The following is an 18,502-nucleotide window of genomic DNA, read 5'->3' as shown; positions in this document are numbered from 1 at the left end:
CGGTGAATCAGCCGGTGGTGCGCTTTTGGATTGTGGAGAGGTTCAGCCGGTCCGGCGTGCGGTCGGTGACTGCGCGGAGCGTATCACCAGATGGTGACGCGTTTGTCGGCGTCCAGCCAGAGCTCGTCGGACTCGGTGACCCCGAACGCATCGTAGAACGCGTCGATGTTGCGGACGATCTGGTTGCACCGGAATTCGTTGGGCGAGTGCGGGTCGATGGTCAGCAGCCGGATCGTCTCGGCATCCCTGCCCTTCTGCTGCCAGATCTGCGCCCACGACAGCAGCAGGCGCTGCACCCCGCTGAAGCCGTCGATCTCCGGCGCAGCCGCACCGTCGAGCGAGAGCTCGTAGGCCTTGATCGCGATACCCAGGCCGCCCAGATCGCCGATGTTCTCACCGATGGTCAGCGCCCCGTTGACCGTGTTCTCCTCGCCCAGTCCGCGCGGCACGAGCGCGTTGAACTGCTCGATCAGCACGCTGGTGCGCTCCTCGAAGGCTGCCCGGTCGGCATCCGTCCACCAGTCCCGCAGGGAACCGTCGCCGTCGAAGCGACTGCCCTGGTCATCGAAACCGTGGCCGATCTCGTGGCCGATGACCGCGCCGATACCGCCGTAGTTCGCGGCGGCATCGCGGTCCGCCTCGAAGAAGGGGTACTGCAGGATCGCCGCAGGGAAGACGATCTCGTTCATCAGCGGGTTGTAGTACGCGTTGACCGTCTGCGGCGTCATGTACCACTCATCGCGATCCACCGGCTGCCCGATGCGGCCCAGCTGACGGTCGTGTTCGTGGATGTGCGCGCGACGCACGTTGCCGATCAGGTCGAGCGGGTCCACCTCCAGGCCCGAGTAGTCCCGCCATTTCACCGGGTAGCCGATCTTCGGGGTGAACGCGTCGAGCTTGGCCAGCGCCCGCTCGCGGGTCTCCGGGCTCATCCATTCCAGCTCCGAGATGCTCTGCCGGTAGGCGCGGATCAGATTCGCGACGAGTTCGTCCATGGCGACCTTGGCCGCCGGTGGGAAGTGCCGCTCGACGTAGACCCGTCCGATCGCCTCGCCCATGGCTGCCTCGGACAGTCCGACGCCGCGCTTCCAGCGCTCCCGGTTGACCGGCACGCCGGTCAGCTGTGTTCCGTAAAAGGCGAAGTTCTCGTCGACGAACGGGTCGGACAGGAAGGCCGCCGCGCCGTGCACGATCCGCCAGCGCACCCACGCCTTCCAATCCTCGAGCCGCTCCTGGCTCAGCAACAACCCGAGCCCCTCGAAGAAGCTGGGCTGGTAGACGTTCGCCTCCGCGAACGCGTCCTCGCGGCCCGGGGCGGTCCCCTCCAGCCACGGGCGAAGATCGACACCGGCCAGCTCGAGGACCTCGGCCCACGGCAGGAGGTTGTAGGTGGCCACGGCGTCGCGGCTCTTCACGTTGTCCCAGTGGTGCGTGGCGATCTCGGTCTCGAGCGCGAAGATGCGATCGGCGGATGCCGCGGCATCCGCCACCCCGGCGAGCTCGAGCATCCGCTGGATGTGCGCGCGATAGGCCGTGCGCAGCTCGGCGAAGTTGTCCAGTCGGTAGTAGCTCTCGTCCGGCAGCGAGATGCCGCCCTGGGTCAGGAACGGCACGTAACGCTGCGGGTTCCCGGGATCCGGCTCGACGTACAGGCCGATCAGCCCGCCGATGCCGTCGCGCTCGAGCTCGCCCAGCGTGCGCAGGAGGGCGGGGATCGAGGAGATGGCATCGGCGCGGGCGAGCTGGTCCAGGAGCGGGGCGCCGCCCAGCTCGGCGATCCGCTCGGTGTCCATGAAGCTGGTGTACAGGTCGCCGATCTTGCGCGACTCGGTGCCCGGCTCGGCGTCGCGCGTCTCTTCGACGATCGCGTGGACGTCCTTCTCGGCCTGTTCCGCGATCAGGTGGAAAGAGCCCCAGCGGGCCTTGTCCTCGGGGATCTCGGTGCGTGCCAGCCAGGCACCGTTCACGTGGCGGTACAGGTCGTCCTGAGGGCGGATCTCGGCACTGAGTTCGTCGAGCGCGAGCCCGGAGCGGGATTCGGTCATGCGTACAGGATAGGCGTCCATCCTGGGCGCACGGACCGGCCGGGGACGGGCTCGGCCTAAGCTTCTCGGGTGCCCCGCGACACGCTGAACCGCGACATCCTGCGGCTCGCCGTCCCCGCGCTCGGATCGCTCGTGGCCGAGCCGCTGTTCCTGATCGTGGACTCCGCGCTGGTCGGCCACCTGGGCGTCATCCCCCTCGCCGGCCTCGGCATCGCCTCGGCGGTCCTGCAGACGATCGTGGGGCTGATGGTGTTCCTCGCGTACGCCACCACCCCCGCCGTCGCCCGCCGGTTCGGCGCGGGCGATCCCCGACGGGCGGTGTCCGTCGGCATCGACGGCCTGTGGCTCGCGCTCGGCCTGGGCGCGGTCCTCGCGCTGGTCGGGTACCTCACCACGCCGCTGCTGGTGGGCATGTTCGCGGCCGGCCCCGAGGTCGCCCGCGACGCCGAGACGTACCTCGGCATCTCGATGTGGGGGCTGCCGGCGATGCTGATCGTGTTCGCGGCGACCGGGCTGCTGCGCGGCATGCAGGACACCGTGACACCGCTGTGGATCGCCGGCCTCGGCTTCACGGCCAACGCGCTGCTGAACTGGCTGTTCATCTACGGCTTCGGCTGGGGCATCGGAGGATCCGCGTTCGGCACCGTCGTGGCGCAGTGGGGGATGGTCGCGGCGTACGCGTTCGTGATCGGACGGCTCGCCCGCACCCATGAGGCATCGCTGCGACCGCACCGCGAGGGGGTGCGCGGCTCGGCACGCTCGGGCGGTTGGCTGTTCCTGCGCACGCTGTCGCTGCGCCTGGCGCTGCTGGCGACGGTGGCGGTTGCCACCTCCCTCGGGACCGAGGAGCTGGCCGGGTGGCAGGTCGCGTTCACCATCTTCTCGACGGCCGCGTTCGCCTTGGATGCTTTGGCGATCGCCGCCCAGGCGCTGGTGGGCAAGGGCCTGGGCGCGGGCGACACCGTCGAGGTCCAGCGCACGCTCGGCCGGACCGTGGCGTGGGGCGCGTGGTTCGGGGTGGTGGTGGGTGCGGTGATCGGCGCGCTGTCGGGTGTCATCGGCCTGCTCTTCACCGGCGACCCCGCGCTGGCCGCGCTGATCCAGCCTGCGCTGCTCGTGCTGGCTGTCGCGCAGCCCGTGTGCGGCGTGGTGTTCGTGCTGGACGGTGTGCTGATCGGGGCGGGCGACGCGAAGTACCTCGCGATCGTGGGGGTGCTCAATCTCATCCCGTTCGTGCCGGTGCTCGTCGTCATCGCCGTCCTCGGCGCCGGCGATGCGGCCGGTCTCGCGTGGCTGTCGGTGTCGTTCTTCGGCGTCTACATGCTCGCCCGCCTGGTCACCCTGGGCTGGCGCGTGCGCAGCGCGGCGTGGATGAACACACGCGGCTGAGCCGCGGCATCCCCTCCGTGCCCCGCTCGCCTGCCCGGCGCCCTCCGCTCGCCTGCCCACACCCCTCCGCTCGCACCCTCCGCTCGCCTGCCCGCACCCCTCCGCTCGCCTGTCACAACACGCCGACCCGCGCCGCAGAACGCGCCAGGCGAGCAGCTCATCGCGCTCCGCGCTGCGGTGCCGCCGTCGGCTCCGTCCCGGCACCCTCCGCTCGGCCCCACCGCGCTCTGCTCGCCTGTCACAACACGCCGACCCGCGCCGCAGAACGCGCCAGGCGAGCAGCTCATCGCGCTCCGCGCAGCGGTGCCGCCGTCGGCTCCGTCCCGGCACCCTCCGCTCGGCCCACCGCCCTCGGCCCCGCCCACCGCGCTCCGCTCGCCTGTCACAACACGCCGACGCGGGCGGCAGAACGCGACAGGCGAGCAGCGGCGCTGGTAGCAGCGGCGCAGGCGAGCAGCGGGGCGGCCGCGCGGCGGAGGGTCAGCTCCCAGTGACGGCCCAGCGCCGGCACCACTCGTACATGACGACGGCGGCGGCAGCCGAGGCGTTGATCGAACGCGTCGAGCCGTACTGCGTGATCTCGACGGTTCCGGATGCCGCGGCCAGCGCCTCCGGAGACAGGCCCGGCCCCTCCTGGCCGAACAGGAGCACGCATCGCTGCGGAAGCTCGGCGCGATCCACCGGCACCGCCCCCGGCAGGTTGTCGACCGCGATGACCGGAATGGACGCGGCATCCGCCCAGGCGGCGAACGCCGCGACGTCCTCGTGGTGGCGGACGTGCTGGTAGCGGTCGGTGACCATCGCACCGCGGCGGTTCCACCGGCGCTTGCCGACGATGTGCACCTCGGCGGCGAGGAACGCGTTGGCACTGCGCACGATCGAGCCGATGTTCATGTCGTGCTGCCAGTTCTCGATCGCGACATGGAATGGATGCCGCCGCCCGTCCAGGTCGGCCACGATCGCGTCCATGCGCCAATAGCGGTACTTGTCGACGACGTTGCGGGAGTCGCCGTGTGCGAGCAGCTCGGGATCCAGGCGGGGATCGGCGGGCCAGGCATCCGGTCCCCCCGGCCAGGGCCCCACGCCGTGCGGCAGCGCCGGCTCGACCGGCCCCGGGGCAGTGATGGGCGTCTGGGGGAGGGTCGGGTCCGTCACCGGCCCAGGCTACCGGGCGCGCCTGAGTTCGGCGTCGCCGCCCGGTGCGGGGCTCGCCACTCCCGGGACGAGCGGCCGGCGCGGACATTTCGGCGTCCCGAAATGTCCGCTACAGTTTCGGTGTGCCGAAAGCTTCTGCCCTCGACCTGGCCCGCCCGCCCGGACGTGCCCCCCGCTCCACCGCCCGCCTCGCGTGGCTGATCGGTCCCGCGCTGGTCGCGGGCGTGGCGTACTTGGACCCGGGCAACGTCGCGAGCAACATGACCGCCGGCGCCCGCTACGGCTACCTGCTGGTGTGGGTGGTGGTGCTGGGCAACGTGATGGCCTGGCTCATCCAATACCTCTCCGCGAAGCTCGGCATCGTGACGGGCCGGAGCCTGCCCGAGACGCTCGGAGATCGCATCCGAAACCCGTGGGCGCGGCGCGCGTACTGGCTGCAGGCCGAGCTCGTGGCGATGGCCACCGACATCGCTGAGGTGATCGGCGGCGCGGTCGCGTTGAACCTGCTCTTCGGCATACCGCTGCTGTGGGGCGGGGTGATCACCGGCACGGCCTCGCTCGTCCTGCTCATGCTGCAGACCCGGCGCGGGCCGCGCACGTTCGAGTTCGTGGTCATCGGGCTGGTCGCGATCATCGCCATCGGCTTCACCTTCGGGGTGTTCATCGCTCCGCCGGACGCGGCGGGGATCGTCGGCGGGCTCGTCCCCCGCTTTGAGGACACCGGCTCCGTGCTGCTGGCGGCATCCATCCTGGGCGCCACGATCATGCCGCACGCCATCTACGCCCACAGCGCCCTGGCCAGGGACCGGTTCGCCCCGATCGCCGCCGGACGCGCCGAGGCGTTCCCGTCCGGCACCGAGACCGCCGCCGACCGCAATGCGCGCGCGAACGGCGAACTCGAACAGAAGCGCGGCATCTCGACGGCGCGACTTCTGCGGGCGACGCGGTGGGACGTCAGCATCGCGATGCTCATCGCCGGGACGGTCAACCTCTGCATCCTGCTGCTGGCCGCCGCGAACCTCGCCGGCGTAGACGGCACGGACACGCTCGAGGGCGCGTACGCCGCCCTGCGCGATGGAGTCGGACCCCTGGTCGCGACGCTGTTCGCGGTCGGACTGCTGGCGAGCGGACTGGCCTCTACGAGCGTCGGCGCGTACGCGGGCGCGGAGATCATGCAGGGACTCCTCCGTGTGCGGATCCCGCTGATCGCACGTCGCCTGGTCACGCTGCTGCCCGCGCTCGCCATCCTGGCCGCGGGCATCGATCCCACGCTCGCGCTGGTGCTCAGCCAGGTCGCGCTGTCCTTCGGAATCCCGTTCGCCCTGATCCCCCTCGTCGTCCTGACCGCCCAGCGGCGCACCCTTGGCCGGTTCCGCAACCGCGGGCTGACCACGGCGGCCGGGGTTGCGGCATCCGTCTTCCTGATCGGGCTGAACGCGCTGCTGCTGTGGCTGGTGCTCTCGGGCGCCTGAGCGCCGGCCGGCTGCGGCATCCGAGCGCTGATCGTGGCGCCGCGATCACCGGCGAGTAGCCTGGGCGCGTGCCTTCCCCCGCCGTCGACGACTATCTGAAGACGATCTACCACCACACCGAGTGGCAGGACGATCGGATCACGCCGTCGCAGCTGGCCGCCGAGCTGGGGCTGGCCCCCTCCAGCGTCACGGAGATGGTCCAGAAGCTCGCCGCGCAGGGTCTGGTGACGCACCGGCCGTACGGGCCGATCTCGCTGAGTCCGGAGGGGATGCGCCGCGCGGCGGCGACCATCCGCCGCCACCGGCTCGTGGAGACCTGGCTCGTGCGCGAGTTCGGGTACACCTGGGATGAGGTCCATGACGAGGCCGAGGTGCTCGAGCACGCGCTCAGCGACCGGCTCCTCGAGGGCATCGACGAACGCCTCGGCCGCCCGCGCTTCGACCCGCACGGCGACGCGATCCCGGATGCCGCCGGCCACGTGCGACGCGAACCGTTCGTCCTGCTCGCCGACGCCGCGCCCGGACACTCCGGCCGGGTGCTGCGGGTCAGCGACCGGGATCCCGACCTGCTGCGAGCCGTCGAGGCGGCCGGAGTCGCCGTCGGGGCAGAGGTGACGGTGCGGGATACCGCGACCCTCCGAATCGCCGGCACCGATGTGGCGCTGCCCGAGGCGGCGGCCGGCGCGATCTGGCTCAGCCTCTGACCGGCAGTCGGCTCAGCGGCGCGCGACTCCCGCGGCCGCGGCCTTCGCGAACGGCCAGCGCACCGCCGTCGCCTCCTCGCAGAAGGTCCACATCCGCCCGGCGATCGCCGTGTCGCGGGTGATCTTGGACGCGGTGGCGCGGTGCGGCTCACCGCGCGTCACGAAGCGCGGTCCCCAGAACTCGCCGCCCTGGATGGCGGGATCGACCAGCGCGCGCACCAGCGTCCACGCCCCACGCTCCTTGGACTGCGTGATGGCGAACTGCAGGTTGTCCGCGAAACGGCCGAGCCGCGTGGGCTCGTTCACGCCACGGATGCCGGGGGTGCGGCCGCTGGTGGAGTAGCCGGGATGCGCGACCACGCTGGTGACGGGGACCCCCGCCGCACGCAGTCGCCGGTCGGCTTCCAGCCCGAGCGCCGCGGTGGTCACCTTGGACTGCACGTAGGCACGCCACCCGGTGTAGTCCTCCATCAGCTGCGGGTCGACCGGGTCGTATCTCCACAGCGACGTGGACATGCTGCCGAGCCACACCATCCGTCCGGATGCCGCGGCCAGCGAGGTCAGCAGCTCGCCGGCGAGCGCGAAATGCCCCAGGACGTTGGTCGCGAACACCAGCTCGTGCCCGTCTCCGGTGGTCTGGCGCGTCTTCGGCGGATGCACGACTCCGGCGTTGAGCAGGAGTCCGTCCAGCGGCCCGCGGGCGGCGACGGTCGCGGCGGCCGCGCGCACCGAACCCAGGTTGCTGGTGTCCAGGAGCAGCGTCTGCACGCGCTCAGCCGTGTCGGGCAGTCTGCGCCGCAGCGCAGCGCGTGCCGCCATCAGCCGATTGGGGCTCCGGCCGGTCATCAGCACGCCCGCCCCGGCACGGGCGAGCTGCTCGCTCGCGAAGTAGCCGAGCCCGCGGTTGGATCCGGTGACGAGGTAGGTGCGACCGGTCAGGTCGGGGAGCTGTCCGGGGTCCCACGCCTGTTCTCGCGCCACGAGGATGAGCCTACGACTGTTGCCGCCCGCACGCCGCCCGCGGAGGCCGGGCGGCGTGCGGCGGGCGCGTCGCACGCGACGGATAGGCTGTGCGCATGCGGACCCGCGCCGACATCGAATGCTGGCTGACTGACATGGACGGCGTTCTCGTCCACGAGAGCACCCCCGTCCCCGGCGCCTCCGAACTGCTGCAGCAGTGGCGCGACCAGGGCACGCCTTTCCTGGTTCTGACGAACAACTCGATCTTCACGCCGCGGGATCTGAGCGCTCGACTGCGCGCGTCGGGCCTGCTGGTGCCCGAAGACTCGATCTGGACCTCGGCGCTGGCGACCGCCGACTTCCTGAAGGGCCAGGCGCCCGGCGCCAGCGCCTTCGTGATCGGCGAGGCGGGGCTGACCACCGCCCTGCACGAGGCGGGTTACATCATCACCGAGACCTACCCCGACTACGTTGTGGTCGGCGAGACGCGCAACTACTCCTTCGAGGCCATCACCAAGGCGATCCGCTTCATCGCCGACGGCGCGCGTTTCATCGCCACCAACCCGGACCCGACCGGTCCGTCCGTCAACGGCATCGTCCCGGCGACCGGCGCGATCAGCGCCCTCATCACCAAGGCCACCGGCATGGAGCCGTATGTCGTGGGCAAGCCCAACCCCATGATGTTCCGGTCGGCGCTGAACCGCATCGGCGCGCACTCCGAGAACACCGGGATGATCGGCGACCGGATGGACACCGACATCGTCGCGGGCATCGAGGCCGGCCTGCACACCGTGCTGGTGCTGACCGGCATCAGCGACGCGGCCGAGATCGAGCGGTACCCGTTCCGTCCGGACGAGGTGGTGGACTCCGTCGCAGATCTCGTGTCGGCCGAGCCGATCGAGACCGACCTGCCCGAATCGGACGTGCTGTGAGCCGGCCTGCGTCGGGGATGGGCGGGCGCTGATGGGTGCCCTCGACGACGGCGAGCGGGTCTTCGCTCCGGATGCCGCGACCTGGCGAGCCTGGCTCGAGCAGAACCACGCGACCTCCACGGGCGCCTGGCTGGTGCGCGCTCGGCCCGGCTCGGACGTGGAGGTCGTCGCCTACGAAGACGCGATCCTGCACGCGCTGTGCTTCGGGTGGATCGACGGCCCGGTGCGCAGCTTCGACGAGCGCACGGGCGGGCTCTGGTTCGCCCCGAGAAGGCCCTCGAGCGGGTGGGCGGCCACAAACAAGGCGCGCGTGATCCTGCTCGAGGAACGCGGTCTGATGGCCGACCCCGGTCGACGGGCGATCGAGCGCGCCAAGGAGAACGGCGCCTGGAGCGTACTGGACAACTCCGAATCGCTGCGGGAGCCCGATGACCTGGCTGCCGCGCTGGACGCCGCTCCGGCGGCGCGCTCCGCCTGGGACGCGTTCCCGCCGTCCGCACGGAAGATCGGCATCGCCGCTGTGGACTCCGCCCGCCGCCCGGAGACGCGGGCGGCGCGGATCGCGAAAGTCGTCACGGACGCCGCCGCAGGCAGGCGACCGTGAACGAGCTGGAGCAGACGCTGCTGTTCGCCGCGACCGCGATCGTCCTGGTCGGAACGCTGATCGCCTTCGTGTGGCAGTACTTCCGCGGCAACCGCAAGGACTGAGCGGGCGGCGTCGCGACAGCGCACCTACTGCGGGGTCAGGCCCAGGTCGTCGAGGTCGATGGCGGCGAGCCAGGTCAGGCCCTCGGCTTCGACGGCCGCCTGTGCTCCGGTCCTGCGGTCGACGATGACGGCGACCGCCACGGGCTCCGCGCCCTCGCGACGCAGCGCCTCGACCGCTTTCAGCGCCGATTGGCCGGTGGTGGAGGTGTCCTCGACCACGACGACGCGCCTGCCGACGACGTCCGCGCCCTCGACCTGACGTCCGCGACCGTGGTCCTTGGGCTCCTTGCGCACGACGAACGCATCCAGCGGCCGGTCGGTGCGCGCCGACTCGTGCATCACCGCGTTCGCGATCGGGTCGGCGCCCAGGGTCAGGCCGCCCACGGCGACGATGCCGTCGATGTCCCGGATCAGATCCAGCATGATCCGGCCGATCGCCGGTGCGGCGCGGTGATCGAGCGTCAGCTTGCGCATGTCGACGTAGTAGGTGGCCTTCTTGCCGCTGGACAACGTGAAGTCCCCGTGGAACACGGCCTCGTCCTTGATCAGCGCGATGAGCGCCTGACGGTCGGCTTCGAGTTCGGGCGTGCTGGCGGCGGTCATGGTCTCGAGTTTACGGACGCGGTGCGGTGCCCCGCACCGCGGCGGGCGCGCCGTCGCGAGCTCGGCCGCATGCCCCGCCGTCGGCGGGTCGCCGTAGTCTTGTCCGCATGCGGCTTGCCACGTGGAACGTCAACTCCGTCCGTGCCCGGGTGGACCGGATCGTCGAGTTCGCGGTCCGTGAATCGGTCGATGTCCTGGCGATGCAGGAGATCAAGTGCAAGGCCGAGCAGTTCCCGTTCGAGCAGTTCGAAGACGCCGGCTACCACGTCGAAGCGCACGGGTTCTCGCAGTGGAACGGCGTCGCGATCGCCAGCCGCGAGCAGCTCACCGACGTGGAGCATGCCTTTCCCGGCATGCCGGGTTTTGAGAAGGACCATGTCGGCCCGGACGCTCCGCAAGAGGCGCGGGCGATCGGGGCCACGGTCGGCGGCATCCGAGTGTGGAGCCTCTACGTGCCCAACGGCCGGTCGCTCGGCGACCCGCACTACTTCTACAAGCTGGAGTGGCTCAGCGCGCTGCAGCAGTACGCGACGGACGCTCTGTCGGCCACGCCCGACCTCGCGCTCGCCCTGGTCGGCGATTTCAACATCGCCCCCACGGATGCCGACAACGGCGATCCGGCCGTCGTGCCCGGGTTCTCGACCCACGTGTCCCCGCCGGAGCGCGAGGCCTTCGCCGCGCTCGAGTCGGCCGGGCTGACCGACGTGGTCCGCCCGCTGGTGCCGGCCGGATTCACCTACTGGGATTACAAGCAGCTGCGCTTTCCCCGCAACGAGGGCATGCGCATCGACTTCATCCTCGGCTCGCATGCGTTCGCCGGGGCCGTGACCGGCGCCAGGATCCACCGCGACGAGCGCAAGGGCAAGGCCCCCAGCGATCACGTACCCGTGGTCGTCGACCTGGATCTGACATCCCCGGACGACGATGACGACCGCCCGATGATCTTCGGCTGAGCATCAGCCCACCTGTCACTATCCCCGAGCACGCGGCATCCGCTACTGTGTGGCGAACCCGAAGCACACCCGAAGCGACCGCGAACCGACGCCCGTCGAGGACCCGAAGCTCGACAGGAAGGCGCCGCCATGGCTGGAACCCGTCCAGGAGGGGTCACCCTCGTCGCTGTGCTGGCCTGGATCTCCGGTGCCGTGAACATCATCGCCGGCATCCTGCTGCTGATCGCCGCGTTGATGGCTCCGCAGGCGCTCTGGTTCGGCCTGGTCCAGCTCGTCCTGGGGATCGTCACGATCGTGGTGAGCATCGGGCTGCTGCGCGGAGCCAACGGCGCGCGCATCGTGCTCACCGTGGTGTTCGTGCTGAACCTGATCTCCGCGGTGTTCGTGATCTTCTCGCAACAGGCGCAGATCTGGTCCGGGATCGTCTCCGGCATCGTGGTGCTGATCGGTCTGGTCCTGCTCTGGACGCGACGGGCGAACGAGTTCTTCCAGCCCTGATCCAGGGGCGAGGAGCCGCTTCGCTCGCGCCGTCGATCACGCGCCGCCGGCCATATCGCCCGTGGCCGGTTCTCCCGGTGCCGGGCCGTACCGCAGCAGCAGCGTCCCCGTGGGGGAGGTGACCGCCGGCTCGAGCAGTCGGAGGTTATGCGGCGCGGCTCCGTCGGGGAACACCTTCTTGCCCTGGCCGAGGACGATCGGATAGACCCACAGCTTCAGTTCGTCGAAGAGCTGCTCGGCCAGCAGCGTCTGGACCAGATCGATGCTGCCGATCACGTGGATGTGGCGGTGACGCCGGCGCAGCTCGCGCGTCTCGGTCGCCAGATCCCCGCGCAGCAGCGCGGATCCGGCCCACCCCAGGTCGGGCGTGTGGCGCGAGGCGACGTATTTGGGGACCGAGTTGAACAGCCGCGCGATGCTCGCGTCGGCCCGGGAGTCCTGGTACGGCCAGTAGTCGGCCCAGATGTCGTACGTGCGCCGCCCGAGCAGCAGCGCGTCCAGATCCGCCATCCCCTCCATGATCTGGCGGCCGACCAGCTCGTCGAACAGCGGCGCCTGCCATCCGCCGAACCGGAATCCGCCGTCGCGGTCCTCGTCGGGTCCCCCCGGTGCCTGCCCGACTCCGTCGAGGGTGGTGAACAGGTCGATGTGGATGCGGCCGAGGCCGTCTGCGTCAGTCATTTCCCCTCCTGGGGTGGATGCCGGAGCCGGCGCTCATGCGGCGACAGCACTGCCGGCGGGGTCGATGTGGAAGGTGGCCGCGAAGCGCGGCAGCAGCGTCGCGTCGCCGGAGATGACGGCGAGCTGGTCCTGGTCGATGGCGTCGGCGGGGGTCAGTTCGCCGGAGATGACCCGGCGGATGCCCGGCCCCGCCGCGAACACGAGCTGCGGCTCGCCCTCGGGGAGGCGGCCGCCGACGGGCGGTGACGGCGGAGCGAGCTGGCTGATCCGCAGCCGCTCGCCGTCGACCCGCACGCGCAGCGCGACGTCGCCGACGTGGACTTCGTAGTCCGCGGGCGGCATGGCGGCCGCGGCATCCGGCTGGAAGGCGGTGCGCAGCGCCATGGTGAGCGAATCCGCGGTCACCACGTCGCCGGGCTCCGGCTCCCCCATCTGCTGGAATCCCCAGCGGCCGAGCGCGAGCACGATGGGCTCGAGCTGGCGCCCGTAATCGGTCAGCTCGTACACGAGCCCGCAGTTCATCAGCGGAACGCGACGCACGACCCCGCCCTCCTGCAACTCCTTGAGCCGCGTGGAGAGGATGTTGGTGGGGATCCGGGGCAGGCCCTGCTTCAGGTCGGTGTAGCGGCGAGGGCCGACGAGCAGGTCGCGGACGATGAGCATCGCCCACCGCTCGCCGACCAGCTCGATCGCCGTCGTGACTCCGCAGTACTGTCCGTAGCTGCGCGAGCCCACTTACGCCTGCGCCTGCTCCGCCATGTAGACATCCGGGCCCTGCTCGGCGGCCTTCGGGTCCATGTAGAGGAACTCGACCCCGTTGCCGTCCGGGTCCTCGAGGTCCCGGCTGTACATGAATCCGTAGTCCTTGGCCTCGTTCGGCTCGGTGCCGCCGGCGGCCAGGCCCGCCTCGAGGATCCGGTCGACGTCCTCGCGCGACTCGCGGCTCAAGGCTATGAGTGTCTGCGCGTGGGTTCTCGGGTCCACCACCTGCTTGTCGGTGAAGGTGGCGAAGTACTCCCGCGTGAGCACCATGAAAAAGACGTTCTCGTCCCAGACGATGCACGCAGCGTTGTCGTCGGTGAAGAGCGGATTGATGTCCGCGCCCAGTGCCGCATAGAACGCCTTCGCGCGCTCCAGATCGGAGGTCGGGATGTTGACGAAGATCTGCGTCATTGCTTTCTCCTTGCCGGTCGTGGTTGCGGCTCCCGCCGCGGTGATGACGCCATGGTTGCAAAAAGCAAGCGAACTTGTCAATAGCAAGTTCCGCGTTTGTCCGCCCTGCGGGGGATGCCGGTCCCGCGGCTCCCCCGTACCGTGGATGGCATGCCCGCGCTCCCCGTTCCCTCCGAGGTGACGACCCGCCCCCGCCCGACGTCCGCGGACCTCCGCGCCGACGGCTGGCTCGCGGCCGGACTGCTCCTGGGGGCGATCCTGAGCGCCGCCCTCGGGTCGGTGGCCGGAGTCTACGGAGAGGACACGTCGCACCTGAGCTGGGCACTGCTGTACACCGTCGCGCTGACCGGTCCGCTCGCCGTTCGCCGGCGGTTTCCGGAGATCGCCGCGGTCATCGTCGCGGTGGCGTTCTTCGTCGGCGTCTCGCTGAAGGTCCCCGAGCTGTACGTCGGCAACATCGCCCTGTTCATCGCCGTGTACACCGTCGGCGCCTGGGTCGACGACCGCCGCCGCGCGAACCTCGTGCGCATCCTCATCATCGTCGGCATGTTCGGGTGGCTTCTGGTCACCACGTTCCAGTCGGCGACGGCACCGATCGACGATGGCCTCTCGCGCGTGGGGGTGTTCTCACCGTTCGTGGCGTTCATGCTCATCCAGTTCCTGGTGAACGCCGCGTTCTTCGGAGGCGCCTACTACATGGGCGATCGGGCATATGCCTCGGCGATCGAGCGCACCGTTCTGCAGCAGCGCACCGCCGAACTCGAACACGAACGCGAGCGCACCGCCGCCCAGGCGGTGGCGCTGGATCGGGTGCGGATCGCGCGCGAGCTGCACGACGTCGTCGCGCACCACGTCTCGGCCATGGGGGTGCAGGCCGGTGCGGCGCGGGCGGTGCTGGAACGCGATCCCGACGCCGCCCGCCGGGCGCTGCGAGGTATCGAATCCTCGGCCCGGTCGGCCCTGACCGAGCTGCGCCAGCTGCTGGAGACCCTGCGCACGTCGCCGGGCGCGGATCCGGCCGAGTCCACCGTCAGCCTCGCCGCGCTTCCGCGCCTCATCGACCACGCCCGCGAGAACGGCCTGCCCACCAGCTTCACCGTCGTCGGCGACCCGGTGGAGATTCCCGAGCTCGCGCAGGTGAACATGTACCGCATCGCGCAGGAGGCCCTGACCAACGCCCGTCGGCACGGCGGCCCCGGTGCCGCGGCCGATGTCCGGCTGCGTTACGACGACTCCGACGTCGAGCTGGAGGTGGCCAACACCGGCCGCGGGTCATCGTTCGCCCGGCCCGGCCTGGGCATCGTCGGGATGCGCGAGCGTGCGGCGGCCTCCGGAGGACGGATCGAGATCGGCCCGCGCGAGCGCGGGGGCTTCCTCGTGCGTGCGCGGATCCCGATCTCCGCCGGGGTGCGCGCGTGAGGGCGCAGCGGGGGAACGCCGCGGACGGCGCAGCGGCTGCGCCCATCCGGGTGCTGCTCGTCGACGATCACGCCGTGATGCGGCTGGGCTTTCGCATGATCCTCGAGGCCGAACAGGACATCGTCGTGGCGGGCGAGGCATCCACCGGCGTGGAGGCGGTCGCCGCGGCATCCGTTCTGCGCCCCGACGTCATCTGCATGGACGTGCAGATGCCCGACATGGACGGGCTGGACGCGACGCGCCGCATCGTGAGGGACTCCGGCCTGGAGGCAGCCGTTGTGATCGTGACGACGTTCGACCGCGACGAGTATCTGTTCCAGGCGCTGGCGGCGGGAGCCAGCGGGTTCCTGCTCAAGAACGCCGGCCCGGAAGAACTGGTCTCCGCCGTCCGGGTGGCCGCCGCCGGTGACGCACTGCTGGCCCCCGAGGTGACCAGACGCGTCATCGAGCGCTTCGCGACGCTCGAGGATCCGCCCGCGAGCGGGCGGGCCGGCGCTGTGCCGGCGGACGGTTCGCCGGCGAACGGTTGTGTTCCGGTCACCGCCGCCGAGCCCGCGTTCACCGAGCGGGAGCGGGAGGTGCTGCACCTGCTCGCCCAGGCGCTGAGCAACGCCGAGATCGCCCAGCGCCTGTTCATCGGGGAGGCGACGGTCAAGACGCACGTCTCGAACGTGCTGCAGAAGCTCGGCGCGCGGGACCGCGTGGCGGCCGTCGTCTACGCGCACCGGCACGGCTTGGCCTAGGAGGCGGCTCCCCTCGCCCCGCGCTCTCTGAGCGGGGGGCGGCGGGGCGGCGCATAACTCCGGCAGACCCGCGGAGCCCGGTGGGTTCGGCCGCGGGTGGTCAGGGCGCCGTGCGACCTGACCCGCAGAGCGCAGGAGTTATGCGCCGTCCGCTACGACGCCGACTACGCGGCGGCCGGAACGCGCTCGCTCGCGTAGCGCTCGACGAGCGCGGCGAACGCGTCGAGGTACGCCACGAGGAACGCCGCGGTCGCGTCATCGGTGACCTCGCCGGTCTCGGAGAACAGACCGGGCGTGGTCTGCACGTACCCCTCGGGCTGGCCCAGGGTCGGGGCGTTCATGTGGCTGAGGATCGCCTTGAGGTGCTGCTGAGCGGCAGCGGTCGCAATGCCGCCGCCGGAGGTGCCGATCACCGCGGTGGGCTTGCCGTTGAACGAGGCCTGCCCGTAGGGGCGCACCGACCAGTCCAGCGCGTTCTTGAGCACGCCGGGGATCGAGCGGCTGTACTCGGGGGTCACGATGATGACGCCGTCGACGTCGGCGATGGCCTGCTTGAAGTCCAGCGCCACCTGCGGAAAGTCCGCGTCCATATCGGGCGAGTAGAAGGGAAGGTCGGCGATGGGGATCTCGACCAGGGTGGTGCCCTCGGGGGCGAGACGCTCCAGGGACTTCGCCAGGCGGCGGTTGATCGAGGTGCTCGAGATGCTTCCGACGATGTAGCCGATGGTGCGCTCGCTCATGGGTTTCCTTCCAGGCAAAGGCGACCCCCGGTGCGGGGGCCACCGTGGACGTTCCGTCCGGTGCAAGGAAGGCGCGGGCAGATGTATTCCTGCATCGTTCTGACCCGATGCGGAGGCCTCCCCCTGCCGGTGGACCGGGGTGTGCGAAAACCCGCCCTCGGGGGGATGCCGCGCGGCGACGGTCTGCGTAGCGTGATTGTCGATGCGCGTGCGCTGCGTATGGACAGCCGAGTGGAAAGACGGGAACAGGATGCTGGAGCTCAGAGGGATCACGAAGAGTTATGGCGGGAGGCGGGTGCTGGACGACGTGTCGTTCGACGTGCGACCGGGCCGGCTCACCGGGTTCGTCGGCGGCAACGGCGCCGGCAAGACCACCACGATGCGCATCGTGCTGGGCGTGCTCGCCGGCGACGGCGGCACGGTCACACTCGATGGCACCGAGGTCACTGCGGCCTCCCGGCGTCGATTCGGGTACATGCCCGAGGAACGCGGCCTGTATCCCAAGATGAAGGTGCTCGAGCAGATCGTCTACCTGGCGCGGCTGCACGGCTACTCGAAGGCGGACGCCACCGAGCGGGCGAGCGTCCTCCTGGAACAGCTCGGTCTCGGCGAGCGCCTGGGCGACAACGTGGAGACGCTCTCGTTGGGTAACCAGCAGCGTGCGCAGATCGCCGCGGCGCTCGTGCACGAACCGCAGGTGCTGATCCTGGACGAACCGTTCTCGGGTCTGGATCCCCTGGCGGTGGATGTCGTGGCCGGCGTCCTCCAGGAACGCGCCGCAGGCGGCGCCGCCGTCCTGTTCTCCTCGCACCAGCTGGATGTCGTCGAGCGGCTCTGCGACGAGCTCGTCATCATCGCCGGAGGCAGGATCCGCGCCGCCGGAACCCGCGACGCCCTGCGCGCCGAGCACTCCCGACGCCGGTACGAGCTGGTCTCGGCCAGCGACGCGGGTTGGCTGCGCGACGAGCCCGGCGTGGAGGTCCTCGAGTTCGACGGCGGCTACGCCGTGTTCGAGACCGAGAGCGAGCAGACCACCCAGCGCGTGCTGCGCCGCGCCGTAGCGCAGGGCGATGTCGCGAGCTTCGCGCCACAGCATCCGACCCTCGCCCAGATCTTCAAGGAGGTCATCCAGTGACCGTGCACACCGACCCGTCGCCGCGCACCGTCGGCACCCCGGGCCCGCCGAGCACCGCGCAGAGCATCGCGCTGGTCGCCGAGCGTGAGATCGCCTCGAAGCTGCGCAGCAAGGCGTTCGTCATCTCGACCGTGATCCTGTTCCTCGGGGCGCTTGCCCTGGTGGTCTGGGGCGGGTTCTCCGCCGGCACCTCGTCCGGCACTCCGGTCGCCGTCACCAGCGACGCCGCGTCGTACGTGCAGGACGTCCCCGGCCTCGAGGTCACCGGTGCGGCGGACCGTGCCGAGGCCGAGGCGCTGGTCACGAGCGGAGACGTGGACGCCGCCATCGTCGGCGATCCCTCGTCGCCCGTCGGCGTCGCGGTCATCGCCGAGACGTCGGCGCCCACCCAGCTGCTGCTGAGCCTGGCCCAGGTGCCCCCGGTCGAGCTGCTGAACCCGTCGGACACCAACCCTGCGCTGCGCTACCTCGTCGCACTCGGCTTCGGGATCGTCTTCCTCTTGGCCGCGTCGCTGTTCGGCGGGACGATCGCGCAGAGCGTCGTGGAGGAGAAGCAGACGCGTGTGGTCGAGTTGCTCATCTCGGCCATCCCGACGCGGGCGCTGCTGGCCGGCAAGGTCGTGGGCAACACCATCCTGGCCATGGGCCAGATCCTGGTGCTGGCCGCGGTGGCCGTGATCGGACTGACCGTGACCGGACAGGGTGAGATCCTGCAGGGCCTCGGCGCGCCGATCGCGTGGTTCGCGGTCTTCTTCTTCTTCGGCTTCATCCTGCTGGCGGCGCTGTTCGCCGCAGCGGCCGCGATGGTCTCGCGACAGGAGGACATCGGCTCGACCACGACGCCGCTGACGATGCTGATCATGGCGCCGTACTTCCTGGTCATCTTCTTCAACGACAACCCGCTGGTGCTGACGGTCATGTCGTACGTGCCGTTCTCCGCCCCGGTCGGGATGCCGATGCGTCTGTACCTGGGCGAGGCGCAGTGGTGGGAACCGATCCTGTCGCTGCTCATCCTGATCGCGACGTGCATCGCCGCGATCCTGATCGGCGCGCGGATCTACCAGAACTCGCTGTTGCGGATGGGGGGGCGCGTGAAGCTGCGGGAGGCACTGCGCGGCTGACCGACGACGACGATGGATGCCTCGGCCGGAGCGGCCGGGGCATCCATCGTTCCCGCACGCGGCGGTGGGAA

General features: G+C 70.6%; 19 protein-coding genes. 11 read left to right on the top strand and 8 right to left on the bottom strand.

Features of this window, described 5'->3' with window-relative positions; genetic code table 11:
* Positions 1-83: 83 nt before the first annotated feature.
* Positions 84-2,045, bottom strand: a complete 1,962-nt coding sequence (locus NQ152_RS05100) for a M13 family metallopeptidase (RefSeq protein WP_257523227.1) — start codon at positions 2,043-2,045, stop codon at positions 84-86.
* A 69-nt stretch (positions 2,046-2,114) separates the two neighbouring features.
* Here NQ152_RS05100 and NQ152_RS05095 point away from each other — a divergent pair, with 69 nt between their 5' ends.
* Positions 2,115-3,434 carry an MATE family efflux transporter gene (locus NQ152_RS05095; protein WP_257523226.1) on the top strand — a complete coding sequence of 440 codons (1,320 nt, stop codon included), beginning with the start codon at positions 2,115-2,117 and terminating at the stop codon, positions 3,432-3,434.
* A gap of 480 nt (positions 3,435-3,914) precedes the next feature.
* Here NQ152_RS05095 and NQ152_RS05090 read toward each other — a convergent pair whose 3' ends face one another.
* Positions 3,915-4,589: a TrmH family RNA methyltransferase gene (locus tag NQ152_RS05090; RefSeq protein ID WP_374113563.1), complete on the bottom strand. Its 675-nt coding sequence runs from the start codon at positions 4,587-4,589 to the stop codon at positions 3,915-3,917.
* A 122-nt stretch (positions 4,590-4,711) separates the two neighbouring features.
* On the opposite strand from NQ152_RS05090, the gene NQ152_RS05085 reads away from it, so the two are divergent.
* On the top strand, positions 4,712-6,061 hold the full coding sequence (locus tag NQ152_RS05085; RefSeq protein ID WP_374113562.1) for an Nramp family divalent metal transporter: 1,350 nt from the start codon (positions 4,712-4,714) through the stop codon (positions 6,059-6,061).
* Between the two features lie 68 nt (positions 6,062-6,129).
* Positions 6,130-6,765, top strand: a complete 636-nt coding sequence (locus NQ152_RS05080) for a metal-dependent transcriptional regulator (RefSeq protein WP_257523225.1) — start codon at positions 6,130-6,132, stop codon at positions 6,763-6,765.
* Between the two features lie 12 nt (positions 6,766-6,777).
* Here NQ152_RS05080 and NQ152_RS05075 read toward each other — a convergent pair whose 3' ends face one another.
* On the bottom strand, positions 6,778-7,746 hold the full coding sequence (locus NQ152_RS05075) for an SDR family NAD(P)-dependent oxidoreductase (protein WP_257523224.1): 969 nt from the start codon (positions 7,744-7,746) through the stop codon (positions 6,778-6,780).
* 95 nt (positions 7,747-7,841) lie between these two features.
* On the opposite strand from NQ152_RS05075, the gene NQ152_RS05070 reads away from it, so the two are divergent.
* Both NQ152_RS05070 and NQ152_RS05065 read left to right on the top strand, forming a co-directional pair.
* Positions 7,842-8,657 carry an HAD-IIA family hydrolase gene (locus NQ152_RS05070; protein WP_257501109.1) on the top strand — a complete coding sequence of 272 codons (816 nt, stop codon included), beginning with the start codon at positions 7,842-7,844 and terminating at the stop codon, positions 8,655-8,657.
* 31 nt (positions 8,658-8,688) lie between these two features.
* The gene (locus tag NQ152_RS05065) at positions 8,689-9,261 is read left to right on the top strand and encodes a YdeI family protein (RefSeq protein ID WP_257523223.1); all 573 of its coding nucleotides are present in this window, start codon (positions 8,689-8,691) and stop codon (positions 9,259-9,261) included.
* Positions 9,262-9,389: 128 nt separating this feature from the next.
* Here NQ152_RS05065 and pyrE read toward each other — a convergent pair whose 3' ends face one another.
* Positions 9,390-9,968: an orotate phosphoribosyltransferase gene (gene pyrE / locus NQ152_RS05060; protein ID WP_257523222.1), complete on the bottom strand. Its 579-nt coding sequence runs from the start codon at positions 9,966-9,968 to the stop codon at positions 9,390-9,392.
* A gap of 107 nt (positions 9,969-10,075) precedes the next feature.
* Here pyrE and NQ152_RS05055 point away from each other — a divergent pair, with 107 nt between their 5' ends.
* Both NQ152_RS05055 and NQ152_RS05050 read left to right on the top strand, forming a co-directional pair.
* Entirely contained in the window at positions 10,076-10,921 is an 846-nt protein-coding gene (locus NQ152_RS05055) for an exodeoxyribonuclease III (protein WP_257523221.1), read from the top strand.
* A gap of 129 nt (positions 10,922-11,050) precedes the next feature.
* Positions 11,051-11,419, top strand: coding sequence for a hypothetical protein (locus NQ152_RS05050; protein ID WP_257501105.1), 369 nt, complete (start codon positions 11,051-11,053; stop codon positions 11,417-11,419).
* Positions 11,420-11,455: 36 nt separating this feature from the next.
* Here the strand turns inward: NQ152_RS05050 and NQ152_RS05045 are convergent, their stop codons facing one another.
* From NQ152_RS05045 to NQ152_RS05035, 3 genes are read right to left on the bottom strand one after another with little or no spacing between them, the layout of a single operon-like run.
* Positions 11,456-12,100, bottom strand: a complete 645-nt coding sequence (locus NQ152_RS05045; RefSeq protein ID WP_257523220.1) for a dihydrofolate reductase family protein — start codon at positions 12,098-12,100, stop codon at positions 11,456-11,458.
* A 33-nt stretch (positions 12,101-12,133) separates the two neighbouring features.
* Positions 12,134-12,835: a helix-turn-helix domain-containing protein gene (locus tag NQ152_RS05040; RefSeq protein ID WP_257501103.1), complete on the bottom strand. Its 702-nt coding sequence runs from the start codon at positions 12,833-12,835 to the stop codon at positions 12,134-12,136.
* Entirely contained in the window at positions 12,836-13,273 is a 438-nt protein-coding gene (locus NQ152_RS05035) for a VOC family protein (protein WP_257523219.1), read from the bottom strand.
* 150 nt (positions 13,274-13,423) lie between these two features.
* Here NQ152_RS05035 and NQ152_RS05030 point away from each other — a divergent pair, with 150 nt between their 5' ends.
* Entirely contained in the window at positions 13,424-14,692 is a 1,269-nt protein-coding gene (locus NQ152_RS05030) for a sensor histidine kinase (RefSeq protein WP_257523218.1), read from the top strand.
* Positions 14,693-14,769: 77 nt separating this feature from the next.
* The gene (locus tag NQ152_RS05025) at positions 14,770-15,435 is read left to right on the top strand and encodes a response regulator (protein ID WP_374113565.1); all 666 of its coding nucleotides are present in this window, start codon (positions 14,770-14,772) and stop codon (positions 15,433-15,435) included.
* 164 nt (positions 15,436-15,599) lie between these two features.
* Here NQ152_RS05025 and NQ152_RS05020 read toward each other — a convergent pair whose 3' ends face one another.
* Positions 15,600-16,175 carry an NADPH-dependent FMN reductase gene (locus NQ152_RS05020; RefSeq protein WP_257523216.1) on the bottom strand — a complete coding sequence of 192 codons (576 nt, stop codon included), beginning with the start codon at positions 16,173-16,175 and terminating at the stop codon, positions 15,600-15,602.
* Positions 16,176-16,425: 250 nt separating this feature from the next.
* On the opposite strand from NQ152_RS05020, the gene NQ152_RS05015 reads away from it, so the two are divergent.
* Together NQ152_RS05015 and NQ152_RS05010 are read left to right on the top strand one after the other, a co-directional pair.
* The gene (locus NQ152_RS05015) at positions 16,426-17,310 is read left to right on the top strand and encodes an ABC transporter ATP-binding protein (RefSeq protein ID WP_257523215.1); all 885 of its coding nucleotides are present in this window, start codon (positions 16,426-16,428) and stop codon (positions 17,308-17,310) included.
* 2 nt (positions 17,311-17,312) lie between these two features.
* A complete protein-coding gene (locus NQ152_RS05010) occupies positions 17,313-18,431 on the top strand; it encodes an ABC transporter permease (protein WP_257523246.1) in 1,119 nt (372 codons plus the stop codon).
* The last annotated feature ends 71 nt before the right edge of the window (positions 18,432-18,502 follow it).

Origin of the sequence: Microbacterium sp. zg.B48, assembly GCF_024623505.1 — a bacterium.
Classification (GTDB): Bacteria; Actinomycetota; Actinomycetes; order Actinomycetales; family Microbacteriaceae; genus Microbacterium.
The sequence above is the reverse complement of the archived record's forward strand: the minus strand, read 5'-3'. Positions and strand labels throughout refer to the sequence as shown.